Here is a 14155-nt window from a genome sequence, read left to right on the forward strand (position 1 = left end):
AAAAGCATCATTTTATTTTTTAAAAATTCAACCTTTGCTGAAACGGCTCTGATTAAGGCTGTCATGCAAAGGTCTCAGATAGTTAAAAATTCTCATATTGTATTGAGATACCTTTATTCAGATAAATAATGAATATTCGACCACAGCCCAGCATACTGCTTTCGTAATGTACTTATTTTCAGCTTTTACTTTTTTAAATCCAAATACATTAGCCAGTAAAAACTTGAACGTAACTCTAGATCTTGATCGCGATTTCAATAATTTTAGAGCATTTAAACTGAAAAATTACTACTTTGATTCGAAAAAATAAGCTCGATCAACAACTTATGTTATTGAAAGGCGTCTGAACTTTCTAAGCAACCCAAAACAGCTTTCAGGCTCCCTTTGAATAGTAAATTAAGGGTCGTATAAAAAATTATTTTATTTTCGTTGCTGCTTCAAAATCAAAAAGACGAAATTTGCGTTTTACTCAAAGCCTTTTTCAAAAGCACTATAGCGTAAAGAAAGTATGGCATGTCCGCTGTTCTCAACGTCATTAGACAAAATTTATACAGCATCCCTTTCATGAAAATTTGCTGAGTCTGTAGTTGAAAAGATGTTTGGCATACAGCGCTGTAAAAAAATCGCCAGCGATACATTAGCCGACTTAAAACAGGCTGTAAGACTGGTACAAAAATTAGGTATTTCTCAAATATCTCATCGTAAATCCGCACTTTATGAAGCAAATTTTTCTGGACATTGCTTTCCTTACTACCAGTCTTCCATCCTATGCCCGTGATGTGAGTAGTAGCGACAGGCAGGTGATTTTGGATGCCGCTCGTTCTGTTGCAAGCACCAAGGCGGGTCAACCAGTGCGCTTAAAGGCGAGTAAACTCAATGTGGATCGAAATTGGGCAGTCTTGGTCGGATATATTGTTCCCGTCGACGGTAAAGGCTTAGATTGGGATTTGACGTATGGTGAGTGCAACCCCCATTTAGACAAAATGTTATGGGTGGTACTGAACCAAAAACACAAGCGATGGACAGTTAAATACATCGAGATTTGTGCAGCCGAGCCACCTTATTGGAGCATGGAACAATACGGTGGTTTAGTCTGGCCGTGTGGTGTTTACAAAGGGCTGGAGGATGGTAGTGGCGAGACGCTGGATGTTCAGTGCCGCAAACAGATTAATGCTAGGCACTAACTGCCGTTTGGCGAGTAGTCAATTGGCGGCGTTGTCATCAGGGGGCGGGTAACCCCGCCCTGAGAGCGGAGTCACAAATTATTTAGTAACAGTAGCAGTAGTTGCTTGAGCTGGAGTCTGACTAGCTGATGCTGTTGGCGCAACTGGAGCTGTCGTTGCCGCAGGTGTTTGGACGCCGACTACTTCACCGATTTTGCGCAATATTATCGTTACAGATGATGGGTAATCAAAGCCTGCGCCTGTGTTTCTATCCACGATGTAACCAATTCCACCACCGAGCAAGATATTGCCCCAGACCGCGCCGTTAGATTTTGATACTAGCGCTGTGTTACCAGCTAAGTCGTCTTTTTTGCAGTCAATTGCCAAATCACCTGTGCTTTTATGCACGACAACACTGGCTGGTGATGTGACGAACCAAGAGCCTGCATCGTTTTTCAAAGTACAACCGATGCCAGCTACTTCTTTATTATCTTGGACGGTAATGACAGAAACTGGTTGCAGTTTTTCACCGGAAACAGATGCGCAGCCAGTCAGGACTAAAGCGGAGGTAATCACCAATAATTTGAACATGAAATCTTTCTTTTAGTTATTAGTAACGAATTGTTACCGTGCAGATAATAAATGAGATTATTTCCTGAGAAAATGGCATAGAAGAAATAGCCTAAATTTTGCGCTCTGTTCTTTCATTTTTGAGGCAAAAGTGTCGTATTTTGAGCTTTAAGATGAGTGATACGGATAGGATGCAACTACTTGTTTGCCTGTTTAGAAACTCATTTGCGGCCCAACAAAATACCCTACAATAACGGCTCGATCTCATTGCTAGGAAACCTCATGGCCGTTAATTCTCCCATCCCTGTCGCCGCTGATTTAAAACCTGTTGCGGGTATCCAGCTTGGCTATGCCGAGGCAGGTATTAAAAAACCGAATCGTAAAGACATTGTGGTGATGGTACTGGCACCTTCTGCCACCGTCTCTGGTGTGTTTACCACAAATCGTTTTTGTGCTGCGCCGGTCCAAGTATGTAAGGCGCATCTGGAAGGTCTGCACATCACGGCCGGTCCCATCCGTGCGTTGGTGGTAAATACGGGTAATGCCAATGCCGGGACGGGTGATGCTGGTCTGGCTGCGGCTAATGCCACTTGTGCCGCGCTGGCGGAACTGATGCAGTGCGAGGCATCACAGATTTTGCCGTTTTCAACGGGGGTGATTCTGGAGCCGTTGCCGGTAGATAAATTAATTGCCGGCTTGCCGCAAGCACTTGCTAATCTGAAAGAAGACAACTGGTTTCTGGCCGCAGAAGCGATCATGACGACCGACACTCAGCCAAAAGCTGCATCCGCTACGGTGGTAATTAATGGTCAGACTGTGACCATGACGGGCATCAGTAAAGGTGCTGGCATGATCAAGCCGAATATGGCGACAATGCTGGGTTACCTGGCGCTGGATGCGAAGGTCGCGCAACCTGTGCTGGATCATCTGGTGAAACAGGCGGCGGACAAATCGTTTAATTGCATTACGATTGATGGCGACACCTCGACCAATGATTCTTTCATGCTGATCGCTACTGGTGCTGCCGACGTAGAAGTCACAGAGATCGATTCGCCAGAATATAAATTATTGGCGGATGCGGTGATCGCCTTGTCGCAAAAACTGGCGCACATGATTATTCGGGACGGTGAGGGCGCAACTAAGTTTATGACGATCGCGGTAGAAGAAGGTCGTGATGTAGAAGAGTGCCGCAAGATTGCCTATTCGATCGCGCATTCTCCTTTGGTCAAAACGGCATTCTTCGCATCGGACCCCAACCTTGGCCGTATTCTGGCTGCGATTGGTTATGCTGGCGTGCTGGATTTAGATGTTAGCAAACTCAACTTGTATCTGGATGATGTCTGGGTTGCTAAAAACGGCGGGCGCAATCCTGATTATCGTGAGGAAGACGGTAAGCGCGTGATGCAGCAAAGCGAGATCACGATTCGCGTCAAACTGGCGCGCGGTGCGGCAGAGGCTACCGTCTGGACTTGCGATTTGTCGCATGATTATGTATCGATTAATGCTGACTATCGTTCTTAAATCTCGCTTTTAAATCTGGTCTTTGATCCTGGTTATTAAGCTTGGTTTTAAGGCAGGCGATTAGCTGCACCAAAATTCTCAATAAATTTGTCCCTAAAACTCGCCGGACTGTATGACTCAATTAGATCAATTTTTAATCCGTGCCGAGCAGGTATTAAACCGTTTAGAAACACTATTACCACCTGTAATGCCTGTGCCAGATTTTTCCTTGGCGACGGCATTTCGCTGGCGCAAGCGCGGCGGCAGCGGCAGTAGCGCAGCCTATTTGCAAGCGGTGCGTCATGCGTCTCATATTGCCTTAAGCGATCTGCATAACATCGCTAATCAGAAGCATCAGATAGAGCAAAATACTTTGCAATTCGTGAATGGCAAACCTGCCAATAATGTGTTGCTAACAGGCGCGCGTGGCACGGGTAAGTCGTCTTTAATCAAAGCTTGCCTGAACCAATTTGCCGATCAGGGTTTGCGTTTGATTGAGGTGGATAAATCGGATCTGGCCGATTTGCCGGATATTGTCGATCTGGTGGCGGAACGTCAAGAGCGCCTTATCATTTTTTGCGATGATCTGTCATTTGAAGACGGCGAAGCAGGTTACAAGGCGTTGAAGGTTGCACTCGATGGCAGCATCGCGACGCAGTCTGATAATGTGCTGATCTATGCGACCTCAAATCGGCGCCATTTGTTGCCGGAGAAGATGTCGGATAACGCTAGTTATACCCATGGTGATGATGGTGATCTGCATCCCGGTGAGACGGTGGAAGAGAAAATCTCTTTGTCCGAGCGCTTTGGCCTGTGGGTGTCGTTTTATCCGTTTAAGCAAGATGATTACCTCAACATCGTGGCGCATTGGTTGGGCAGCATGGGTTGTAACGCCGAGCAAATTACCGCAGCACGCGGTGATGCTTTGCGCTGGGCTTTGCAACGGGGATCGCGCTCGGGCCGTGTCGCCTGGCAATTTGCCCGTGATTACGCAGGCAAGTTAGCCTAATTCTTTTGGTATGTATTTATATACCGGGGTAGAGTACAAGTGTTTTATTGCCTATCGTCCAAATAATACTTGGACAATTAAAAATACTCCCCTTATTTCTTTAATTTGATTAGGACTTATGCAAAACCGCCCCAGCTGCGTTGCAGCGACTAGCCGTACTAAAGTATCGTCGTCGCTACGCCTTGCTGGGACAATTTTGCGTAAGTCCTGCTGATATTGGCTCATTTATGACAAAACCCCCGATTGATGTTGCTGTTGGTATTTTGATGAAACCCAACGGTGACGTCTTGCTCGGACAGCGTCCGGCTGGCAAGCCGTATGAAGGTTACTGGGAGTTCCCAGGCGGTAAAGTTGAGGCGGGCGAAGATATTCTGGCTGCGCTGAAGCGCGAGTTTGTCGAGGAATTGGGTGTGCATATCCAGACGGCTGAGCCTTGGTGCGGAGTAGAGCATATTTATCCGCATGCTCATGTCCGGCTACATTTTTATATTAGCCGCGACTGGCAAGGCGAGCCACAAAGTCTGGAAGATCAGGCATTTGCCTGGCAGGGGAGTGTGGCTGTGTCCCCATTATTGCCAGCAACGATCCCGCTGCTAGAATGGTTAGATGTTTTGCGGGCAGAGTTGGTAGTCCGCCAAGCCTGATCAAGCTTAATTTGTAGAGCTGATACAAAACCGTCACCATTACATAAGCCTTAATCGGTCATATTTATCCGAATCTGAATCTGAATATGAGCACGTTTCTGTTGTGGTGAACTATGGATTTATACCGTTTTCCTGTGTGTATTTCACTACAGTGAGTAATTCCACGTATTGTTTCTTATTGCCAATACTGAAATCATCCAAATTCAAATCGATTTTTTGAAGGTTTTCTCGTCTTTTCTATTGTGTCGTATTAGAATTGATACACTGTATTTAAATCAATACGGCAGATGGATTGCAATATGCACTAGAAGAAAATCTCTAAATTTGTTCTAATCCCTATTAGATGTATTGAAAATGATACACGTCGGATTGGTTGACTCAGATTAAAATTTTCTAAGTCCATGAATTGATTCAATAAAATATTGTGGCACGGCGATTGCTAAGAAGAATCCCATGTGATGATCACAACGGAGATGCGCAGATGCAGCTAATAGCAGAACAGTCAGCGGAATATTCAGTAAAACATTCTGGAGCAGCTGGACGTGCCGGCGCCGTGCTGACAATTAATCTGCAAGCTCTGCGCTATAACTATCGCTTTCTTCAAAACAAACTAGGGCGGGCTCGATGCGGCGCAGCCGTTAAAGCAGATGCCTATGGTCTGGGCGCTGTAAGAGTCGCCTTAGCTTTGCAAGAAGAAGGCTGCCGAGATTTTTTTGTGGCACATCTTGATGAGGCAATTGCACTCCGTCCCCACTTGTTAAAAGACAGCATGTTGTATGTCATGCACGGGCCGCCAGTGGGATATGAGGCTGAATTTTTAGAACACGCCTGTACACCCGTTTTAAATAGTTTGGAGCAAATCGCCGCATGGCGTCGCCTTGCTCAGGCCAAACAAACCTCCTTGCTTGCATTTATTCAAGTCGATACAGGTATGTCGCGCATGGGCTTATCGACTAAAGAGGTCAATGCCTGGATTGCTGATCCCTCCTTAACCCAAGGCATTGCTATTAGTCACCTGATGAGTCACCTGGCTTGCGCCGAAGATCAGCAGCATCCAATGAATCAGCAGCAATTACAGACCTTTAAAACCCTGCGCGCTCAATTGCCCGCTTGCGCCGCTAGCTTGGCAAACTCTTCCGGTATTTTTTTAGGCTCTGACTTTCACTTCAATCTTGCTCGTCCCGGTGCTGCTTTATATGGCGTAGCACCCGTTGCCGGGCAAGCAAATCCTTTGAAGGCAGTCGCTTTATTGCAAGGCAAAATCATCCAGATTCGCGATATTCCTGCAGGTACTGGCGTTGGCTACAGTCTGACGTATCGCAGTCAGCAGCCGCGCAAGATTGCGACCGTGGCCGTTGGTTATGCCGATGGCTGGATGCGTAGCCTGAGCAACCGTGGCGTGGCATATATCGCTGGCCAGCCTGCGCCTATGGTCGGCAATGTGTCAATGGATACGATTACGCTGGATGTCAGCGATATTGCCCCGGAGAGTTTATATCCTGGTGCAGCGGTAGACCTGCTATCTGCTACTAACACAGTCGATATGGTTGCCAAACTGGCTGGCACGATCGGCTATGAAATCCTGACCAGTCTGGGGCAGCGTTATTATCGTGAATATACCGATGCCGTTTCTTCTGGATTTTCCAGCTCAAGTTTGTCTATCGATTCCGAATTACAGCATCAAAAATCTCAGCATAAAGTAACAAGTCATTCCGGCACTGTCAATACAGACGCCATTAAGGGAGAAGCACAATGAAAGTAGTCATACTCGGCGCAGGTGTGATTGGTACGGCATCGGCTTATTATCTGGCGAAGGCGGGGCATGAGGTTACGGTCATAGAGCGTCAGCCTGCTGCAGCTCTGGAAACCAGTTATGCCAATGCAGGTGAGGTTTCTCCTGGTTATTCGGCACCGTGGGCTGGTCCTGGTGTGCCAATGAAAGCTATTAAATGGCTAATGATGAAACACAGTCCGCTGGCGATACGTCCTAGTTTAGATCCTCATATGTGGCGCTGGGTAACCCAGATGCTGTTTAATTGCACAACCAAGCGCTACGAAATCAACAAAGGTCGTATGTTGCGGATGGCAGAATATAGCCGTGACACTTTGCAAGAATTACGTGCCGAGACAGGTATCCATTACGACGAGCGCACCCAAGGCACTTTGCAATTGTTCCGGAATCAGGCTCAGGTGGAGGCAGCGCAAGCAGATATCGCTATTTTAAAAAGTTATGGCGTGCCGTATGAGTTACTGGATAAAGCAGCGTGTCTGGCAGTGGAGCCAGCTTTAAAGCATGTGCAAGAGAAGTTTATCGGTGCTTTGCGTTTGCCCGGCGATGAGACTGGCGATTGCTTTAAATTTACTCAAAATCTAGCCAAATTGGCTGAGGATTTGGGAGCCCAGTTTAAGTACGGCGTAAGCATAGAAAAATTGCTGCATGAGGGCGATAAAATCACTGGTGTGAAAACCTCAGCAGGTACTTTTCAGGGTGATTCTTATGTACTTGCTCTTGGCAGTTATTCGCCAATATTACTACGTGAGCTGGGTATTAAAATCCCTGTTTATCCGATCAAAGGTTATTCAATCACTGTCCCTATCACCGATGTGTCAGGCGCACCGGAATCCACCGTGATGGATGAAACCTATAAGGTCGCGATTACGAGACTGGGAGATCGTATCCGCGTTGGCGGCACGGCTGAAATTACTGGTTATGACTTGCGACTGCGTGAAGATCGCCGTGCAACGCTGGTGCACTCTGTTACCGATTTATTCCCGCATGGCGGCGATGTAGAAAAGGCCGAATTCTGGACTGGTCTGCGTCCGATGACGCCAGATGGCACGCCAATTGTTGGTCCCACACCTTATCGTAATTTGTATCTTAATACTGGTCATGGCACCTTAGGTTGGACGATGTCTTGTGGCTCTGGCCGCTTCATCGCTGATGTCGTATCCAACAAACGCCCGGCAATTTCTACCGAAGGCTTGTACATGGATCGTTATGGCAGCGTCAATCGTCCCATCATTGTCTCTAAGGAGTTGCAAGCATGAATTTAATTGAACGCGAACATTTGGTCTCTACTACAGAGATATTTGCTGACCCGACTTTAAATATGCGTTTTTATATCGCAATTGAATTATTAGCGCAGATTGTGATGGTAATGCCCCGCACAGCGACGGTCGCTTCATTAGCGCAGGCTACCGGTAAAACACCAAGGTTGGTACGTTCGATATTGTCCACTCTGAGCAAAGATGGCCTGGTCGCACGCGATGTAAAAGAGAAGGACGCCTGGCATTGCCGCTCTTGTAACGGGATTATTACGCTGGCCGATATTTATCGTTGCTTTTGTCTGGCAGAGGAAAAAGCAGTCGCTAAAGCAGAAGAAAAAGCACGTATAGAATCCGATGCAAAAGCAGAGCAAGCAGCGATTGATGCTGAGGCTAATGGAGATTCTGAGCAAATAGCGGATCGTGCTTCAGAGCGTGATAAGCAAACCAGACCCCGTAGCTCAAACCAACAAAGTGTTGATCTGCTGATGATGCAAGTCAAAATGACGGTTAATCGTGCGGTGTTCCAGCAACTAGAGCAATTTGATCTTGGGCGCTTGCGCGGTTTGGCATCGACTACCAGCTTCCGCAGTCATAACGCACGGCCGCGTGGTTACATTCCGGAACCGCATTAAACATGATTTGATCGGCTCCAATGCGCATTAATATTCAGTTTAAAGACAGAGTTGGTATTGCGCATGAAATACTGGCAGTGTTTGCTCTGCGTGGTTTGAATGTAGTTGGCGTAGAGGTTGATCCGCCGAATATTTATATCGATAGTCCAGAGTTGCTAGAGTTCATGCTGCCATCTCTGCAGCAAGACTGTGACCAAGTGCGTGGTGTCGGTAAGATTAACGTTCTGGATATTTTGCCTGGTAAGCGCCGTCGTCTCAACTTAGATACTGTGATGGCGGTGATGGAAGATCCCGTACTTGCTATTGACGCTAATGGCAAAGTTGTCATTGCTAATGCCGCCGCCGCTGCCGTGTCTGGTATGACGGAAGACATTCTTTGTCAGAAAAATCTACGTGATCTGCTGGAAGATCCTTTGGTCGAGCATGAATTGATTACCCATTCTTTTCATGTACCAAGTCGAGAAGTCATTCTCAATGGCGAGCCGTTTTGGATGGACGTAACACCCGTCTCTGAGACTTTGTCAAATCCACAAATATCCAGTCTAACAATCAGCCAGACAACCAGTCCAATTAATATAAAACCCAATGGTCAGACTGTGGGTGCCGTACTGACTTTGCACGCCCCAAAGCGTATGGGAGGGCGGTTACATGCGCTACAGCATTCTGAGGGTAGCGGTTTTCATTTCATTATCGGTGAGTCCGAGCAAATCAAGGCACTAAAAGTACGTGCAGCTAAAGTGGCTGTCGTGGATGCACCCTTGCTGATTACCGGTGAGACAGGGACCGGTAAGGAGTTATTAGCGCAAGCTTGCCACGGTGTCAGTGCTCGTAGCAACGCGCCTTTTCTGGAATTGAACTGTGCCGCTTTACCTGAGAGTTTGGCTGAGAGTGAATTGTTCGGTTATATGTCCGGCGCCTTCACCGGTGCGCAACGTGGCGGTAAACCAGGCCTGATAGAAATGGCGGACGGCGGTACCGTATTTTTGGATGAGATTGGCGAAATGTCGCTCTACTTGCAAGCGAAGTTATTGCGCTTCCTGAATGACGGCAAGTTTCGTCGCATTGGTGGTGATAAAGAGGTTAAGGTTAACGTTCGCATTATCAGCGCCACCCACCGTAATTTGCGCAAGATGGTACATGAAGGCTTATTCCGTGAAGATCTGTTTTATCGGCTGAACGTACTTCATTTAGAAATGCCAGCCTTACGCGAAAGACCAGACGATATTTTGCAATTAGCCCGGCATTTTATTGAACGCGCCTGCACTCAGGCGCAAAAGCCCGTGTGTCGTTTGAACTCGGCCGCTTGCGCCGCGTTGTTGTCTAATCGTTGGCCTGGTAATGTCCGCCAGCTTCAGAATGTGGTTTTTAGAGCGATCACTATGTCTGATCAGCGTGTATTAGACGCAGCAGATTTAGATTGGGCTGAGGGTAGTATCACGGCAGACGAGGTTCATATTGATGCTGCCGAAAGCTGGGAGCTGTCCGTTAGAGAGTTTGAATCAGCCTTGCTAGAAAAGCTCTACTCACAATATCCATCTAGCCGCAAACTTGCTGCCAGATTAGATACGTCACACTCAATGATCGCGGCTAAACTCAGGAAATACGGCATACCTCAAAAACGCTGATACTTATCCCAAACATTGATTTTTGAATGGCAATCAAGAGCGAGCAGGTAGATTTAATGAGAGTTAATGACTTGATTGTGATAAATCTTCGTCAGGCTCTTCTGGTAAGTTGACTGCAGGGATTGTATATTTTTCTTCAGCCCATGCGCCCAAATCAATTTGTTTGCAGCGATCAGAGCAAAAAGGCCGGTAAGGACTCGCTTCCGACCAAACCACTTTTTTGCCGCAAGTAGGGCAATCTACAACTGTACTCATATAATTAATTCCAACTAAAGACGATCAGCGCATTGCACGATATCGCCATACAAAAACTTTTATAAGCACTCAACTCAAGGTTTATGAGTAGTGCGTAGCAAACAAAAAATTAAAAATTACAAAGTGTCAGATCAAATGGAATATCGCTTTCAAATGCCTTAGGTTTCATCGTTCCATCTTGCGACATAAAGCGTATCCAAAGCATATATTTATTAGCAGAAATTTCTGGAATAGCGCCCATATCTTGTACTAAAGTGACGCGTAACAGCTGATAAATTTTCCCTTGTAGCATTTGCTGATAACTGCCTGTTTGTGCAATCACTTTTGTAGTTACGCCAGACTCACGTAATAACCTCAGCACAATATTGATCGCATCAAATAGAGGAGCTATAGGTGCAAACCAGTTAGAGATATCGGAAAAGCGTTTTTCAGAGGTATTTTTTTGCCAGGCATGATAGCTAGGGAGATCAAATTCGCAAGCGCCGCCTGGAATAATGGTACGACCGCGAATACTCATCAACCATTCGTTATCGCGAACATTTTGCCCAGTCTTACCTGTGGAGGCAATTAGAGCACTACTTGCACGATCAACTTCATCCAGAATTTGATCCAGCATATCCGCTTGTACATTTGGATTTGATTTGAAGCTGATGAGAGTATGTTTTTGTCGTTCTAGTTCTTGGAGTAAATCAGACTTAAGGTCGGCACGACCAGCAACCTCCAGCATTTCAAAAATGGTGGACAGTGCGACGTGATGCTGCATAGGATCAGACTGATGTAGAAAAAAAGTGAATTTTTCATACAGATCTTCTAGCCGCAATAACGTGCGAATACGCTCGTTAAAAGGGTATTCGTAAACAATCAAAATAATGTCCTTGTTTAAATTGGTGCCAACGCGCAAGTGCCATATGATTCTGAACCATGCTGACTAAAATTACAAACGTTGTATGAGGATTATCAGTCATTTTCCTCGAGATTAATCAAGGATGATTTGGCTAATTGCAGATATTGACTGTGTAACTTTATAACCTGCTTATGAATCTGCGTTAAATCGCCCTCATTAAAAATAATATCGTCGGCGGCTTCAAGTCTTTGTTCTCGACTGACTTGAGCGTGCATGATGGCTAGTACTTGCTCTTGACTCAATCCATTTCTTGCCATAACACGGCTAATTTGAGTTTCTTCTTGGCAGTCGACTACTAATATTCGGCTGACTTTTTGTCTCCAATTGCTAGATTCGACCAATAGGGGAACAACAAATATAGTGTAAGCGCCATTTACGTTTTTTGCCGCTCGATTTGTTTCTTGACGTATTAACGGGTGAAGAATATTCTCAAGTTGTAATTTCTTTGCTGGATCGGCAAATACGCATTCGCGCATTTTTGCTCGATCCATTGCTCCATCAGGTTGAATAAATTCTGCACCAAATTCATTTTGGATTGGTTTAATAGCTATTCCATTGGCTGCAGTAAGTTCATGGGCGATTAGGTCGGTATCAACCAGACTTGCGCCAAGCTCTGCGAACATATTGGCAATAGTAGTTTTACCACTTCCAATACCCCCAGTAAGTCCTAAACTAAAGGCGCTTATTGCATGCATTAGCCTAGTAATCCCAAATAGTGTTGAGACAGCGTTTTCCCCCAAATTAGCGCAATTAAACCCGCCCCTGCCAAATAAGGGCCGAATGGAATGGGATTATTTCTACCCATTTTTTTAAAAACGATCATGCTAATACCAACTACAGCACCGACGGCCGAGGAGAGCAACACAATCACTGGTAGCATGCTCCAACCCATCCACGCGCCAAGCGCTGCGAGTAGTTTGAAATCACCATAACCCATGCCATCTTTTCCAGTAGCTAGCTTAAACAACCAGTAGATCGACCATAGACTTAAATATCCAGCAACCGCGCCGATCACTGCATCAGTAAGTGGTGTAAAGGTAGTATTCAGGTTAATTAGAAGACCGCACCAAAGCAATGGTAGCGTTAGATCGTCAGGCAACAATTGAGTATCGGCATCTATAAATGTCATGGCAATTAGAAGCCAGCCAAATAACACTGCTCCCAGTCCTGCAAGCCCACTGCCAAAATGCCAGACCAACAAAGCGGATATCGCGGCAGTTAGTAATTCTACTATTGGATAACGGATAGAAATTGGTGCTTTGCAACCTGCGCATTTACCACCGATCATTATGTAGCTAATGACGGGGATATTTTCTACGGCCGTAATTTGATGTCCGCAATTAGGGCATGCAGAGCGCGGTACCATTAAATTATAGCGATCTGTATGAGGCAGTACTTCACCTTTCTCACTGGCCACGTAATTGTCAGATTCACGCTGCATCATCTTTGGAACTCGATGAATTACAACATTAAGGAAGCTACCAACTAACAAGCTAATAATACCTACCGCACCAGTGCTGATCCAGTTGTTTGGCGTAGTAAAGAAAATTAATTCCCACATTAAACGACTTGTCCTAATTTGAAAATTGGCAAATACATTGCAACGACTAGACCACCAATTATTACACCAAGTATTACCATAATCATTGGTTCCATCAGGCTTGACAGCGATGAAACAGCTTCATCTACTTCTTCTTCATAAAAGTCAGCAACTTTACCCAACATTTGATCTAACGCACCTGACTCCTCTCCAATAGAAACCATTTGCGTCACCATATTGGGAAAAACATTAGAGTTTTGCATTGCAACAGTAAGGCTTGTACCTGTGCTTACCTCTGTTTGAATTTTAATTGTTGCATCGAGATAAACAGCATTGCCCGCTGCACCACCGACTGAGTCTAGTGACTCAACCAAAGGTACGCCGGCAGCAAACATAGTTGCTAAAGTACGCGTCCAGCGTGCAATGGTTGCTTTTCTAATAACTGCGCCAAATACCGGGGCTTGTAGCAGTAATCTATCCATCGTTCGCTGCATGCTAAGCGAGCGTTGCCAGGATTGAAAGAAAAAATAGATACTTCCGAAGATGCCTCCAAATATCAGATACCAATTTTTTACGAAAAAATCAGAAATTGCCATAACAAAAAGAGTTGGTGCTGGAAGAGTGGCTCCAAAGCTTGAAAATACGTCTTTGAACGCTGGTACAACCCAAATCATGATTACAGCGGTGACAATGAATGCAATTGATAAGATTGCTATTGGGTAAGTTAATGCAGATTTAATCTTAGCCTTAATCGCTAATGTTTTTTCTTTGTAAATAGCAAGCCTAGTCAGCAAATCCTCTAGTATACCTGCTTGTTCGCCTGCATCAACTAGATTGCAAAATAAAGGGTCGAAATACAGGGGAAATTTACGGAATGCTTGACTTAGGCTTGTTCCGGTTTCAACGTCCCCCCTAATATCTTGCAAAAGTTTGGAAACAGATGGATTTTCATTTCCCTTCGCGACAATATCAAAAGATTGCAATAGAGGAACGCCTGCTCGCATCATAGTTGCCAGTTGACGCGTAAATAAGGTAATGTCTTTATCAGTAACTCTTTTGCCCGAAGTATAACTTTTTTTCTTAACTTTACTAACTAGAACACCCTGACGTCTTAACGTTGCGTTGACTATGGCTTCACCTCCGGCGCGTATTTCACCGCGTACCGTTTTGCCAAATTTATCTTTGCCCTCCCAAGCGTATAAATATTCTTTAATTTGCGGAGCTTTTGGTGCTGTTTTTGGTGTGGTAGCCATATTGCTATCCCA

The 14155-nt window shown here is 45.5% G+C and carries 14 protein-coding genes; 8 read left to right on the forward strand and 6 right to left on the reverse strand.

What is annotated here, in order from left to right; translation table 11 throughout:
* The first annotated feature begins 716 nt into the window (after window positions 1–716).
* Window positions 717–1184, forward strand: a complete 468-nt coding sequence (locus QN395_RS16440; RefSeq protein ID WP_323491843.1) for a hypothetical protein — start codon at window positions 717–719, stop codon at window positions 1182–1184.
* Window positions 1185–1262: 78 nt separating this feature from the next.
* On the opposite strand, the gene QN395_RS16445 is transcribed toward QN395_RS16440, so the two are convergent.
* Window positions 1263–1754 (reverse strand): hypothetical protein, encoded by a 492-nt coding sequence (locus tag QN395_RS16445; RefSeq protein ID WP_322121422.1) that lies wholly within the window; start codon window positions 1752–1754, stop codon window positions 1263–1265.
* Window positions 1755–2015: 261 nt separating this feature from the next.
* Between QN395_RS16445 and argJ the strand changes: the two genes are divergently transcribed.
* The 7 genes from argJ (at window position 2016) to QN395_RS16480 (ending at window position 10191) form a co-directional block, all read left to right on the forward strand.
* Window positions 2016–3254 (forward strand): bifunctional glutamate N-acetyltransferase/amino-acid acetyltransferase ArgJ, encoded by a 1239-nt coding sequence (gene argJ / locus QN395_RS16450; RefSeq protein WP_322121423.1) that lies wholly within the window; start codon window positions 2016–2018, stop codon window positions 3252–3254.
* Window positions 3255–3366: 112 nt separating this feature from the next.
* Window positions 3367–4242 carry an ATP-binding protein gene (locus QN395_RS16455; RefSeq protein ID WP_323491842.1) on the forward strand — a complete coding sequence of 292 codons (876 nt, stop codon included), beginning with the start codon at window positions 3367–3369 and terminating at the stop codon, window positions 4240–4242.
* Between the two features lie 227 nt (window positions 4243–4469).
* Complete coding sequence (locus tag QN395_RS16460; RefSeq protein ID WP_322121425.1) at window positions 4470–4886, forward strand: NUDIX domain-containing protein; 417 nt, start codon at window positions 4470–4472, stop codon at window positions 4884–4886.
* Between the two features lie 481 nt (window positions 4887–5367).
* Window positions 5368–6642, forward strand: a complete 1275-nt coding sequence (gene alr, locus QN395_RS16465; RefSeq protein ID WP_323491841.1) for an alanine racemase — start codon at window positions 5368–5370, stop codon at window positions 6640–6642.
* A complete protein-coding gene (locus QN395_RS16470) occupies window positions 6639–7934 on the forward strand; it encodes a D-amino acid dehydrogenase (RefSeq protein ID WP_322121427.1) in 1296 nt (431 codons plus the stop codon). Before alr ends, QN395_RS16470 begins: the two co-directional genes overlap by 4 nt.
* Window positions 7931–8566: a hypothetical protein gene (locus tag QN395_RS16475; RefSeq protein ID WP_322121428.1), complete on the forward strand. Its 636-nt coding sequence runs from the start codon at window positions 7931–7933 to the stop codon at window positions 8564–8566. Before QN395_RS16470 ends, QN395_RS16475 begins: the two co-directional genes overlap by 4 nt.
* 20 nt (window positions 8567–8586) lie before the next feature.
* On the forward strand, window positions 8587–10191 hold the full coding sequence (locus QN395_RS16480; RefSeq protein WP_322121429.1) for a sigma-54-dependent transcriptional regulator: 1605 nt from the start codon (window positions 8587–8589) through the stop codon (window positions 10189–10191).
* 63 nt (window positions 10192–10254) lie between these two features.
* On the opposite strand, the gene yacG is transcribed toward QN395_RS16480, so the two are convergent.
* From yacG to QN395_RS16505, 5 genes are all read right to left on the reverse strand, one after another.
* Window positions 10255–10446, reverse strand: coding sequence for a DNA gyrase inhibitor YacG (gene yacG / locus QN395_RS16485; protein WP_322121430.1), 192 nt, complete (start codon window positions 10444–10446; stop codon window positions 10255–10257).
* Between the two features lie 109 nt (window positions 10447–10555).
* On the reverse strand, window positions 10556–11311 hold the full coding sequence (gene zapD / locus QN395_RS16490; RefSeq protein WP_322121431.1) for a cell division protein ZapD: 756 nt from the start codon (window positions 11309–11311) through the stop codon (window positions 10556–10558).
* Between the two features lie 92 nt (window positions 11312–11403).
* Window positions 11404–12045 (reverse strand): dephospho-CoA kinase, encoded by a 642-nt coding sequence (coaE, locus tag QN395_RS16495; protein ID WP_322121432.1) that lies wholly within the window; start codon window positions 12043–12045, stop codon window positions 11404–11406.
* Window positions 12045–12911 carry an A24 family peptidase gene (locus QN395_RS16500; protein WP_322121433.1) on the reverse strand — a complete coding sequence of 289 codons (867 nt, stop codon included), beginning with the start codon at window positions 12909–12911 and terminating at the stop codon, window positions 12045–12047. The genes coaE and QN395_RS16500 overlap by 1 nt, the downstream gene beginning before the upstream one ends.
* Window positions 12911–14143: a type II secretion system F family protein gene (locus QN395_RS16505; RefSeq protein WP_323491840.1), complete on the reverse strand. Its 1233-nt coding sequence runs from the start codon at window positions 14141–14143 to the stop codon at window positions 12911–12913. Before QN395_RS16505 ends, QN395_RS16500 begins: the two co-directional genes overlap by 1 nt.
* Window positions 14144–14155 lie beyond the last annotated feature (12 nt).

It is taken from the genome of Undibacterium sp. RTI2.2, from assembly GCF_035018705.1.
Lineage (GTDB): Bacteria > Pseudomonadota > Gammaproteobacteria > Burkholderiales > Burkholderiaceae_D > Undibacterium.

Coding starts and splice junctions, on each gene's coding strand:
- alr (WP_323491841.1), top strand. CDS start 5,368: ATGCAGCTAATAGCAGAACAGTCAGCGGAATATTCAGTAAAACATTCT.
- QN395_RS16445 (WP_322121422.1), bottom strand. CDS start 1,754: ATGTTCAAATTATTGGTGATTACCTCCGCTTTAGTCCTGACTGGCTGC.
- argJ (WP_322121423.1), top strand. CDS start 2,016: ATGGCCGTTAATTCTCCCATCCCTGTCGCCGCTGATTTAAAACCTGTT.
- QN395_RS16505 (WP_323491840.1), bottom strand. CDS start 14,143: ATGGCTACCACACCAAAAACAGCACCAAAAGCTCCGCAAATTAAAGAA.
- QN395_RS16455 (WP_323491842.1), top strand. CDS start 3,367: ATGACTCAATTAGATCAATTTTTAATCCGTGCCGAGCAGGTATTAAAC.
- QN395_RS16470 (WP_322121427.1), top strand. CDS start 6,639: ATGAAAGTAGTCATACTCGGCGCAGGTGTGATTGGTACGGCATCGGCT.
- QN395_RS16440 (WP_323491843.1), top strand. CDS start 717: ATGAAGCAAATTTTTCTGGACATTGCTTTCCTTACTACCAGTCTTCCA.
- QN395_RS16460 (WP_322121425.1), top strand. CDS start 4,470: ATGACAAAACCCCCGATTGATGTTGCTGTTGGTATTTTGATGAAACCC.
- QN395_RS16480 (WP_322121429.1), top strand. CDS start 8,587: ATGCGCATTAATATTCAGTTTAAAGACAGAGTTGGTATTGCGCATGAA.
- coaE (WP_322121432.1), bottom strand. CDS start 12,045: ATGCATGCAATAAGCGCCTTTAGTTTAGGACTTACTGGGGGTATTGGA.
- QN395_RS16500 (WP_322121433.1), bottom strand. CDS start 12,911: ATGTGGGAATTAATTTTCTTTACTACGCCAAACAACTGGATCAGCACT.
- yacG (WP_322121430.1), bottom strand. CDS start 10,446: ATGAGTACAGTTGTAGATTGCCCTACTTGCGGCAAAAAAGTGGTTTGG.
- QN395_RS16475 (WP_322121428.1), top strand. CDS start 7,931: ATGAATTTAATTGAACGCGAACATTTGGTCTCTACTACAGAGATATTT.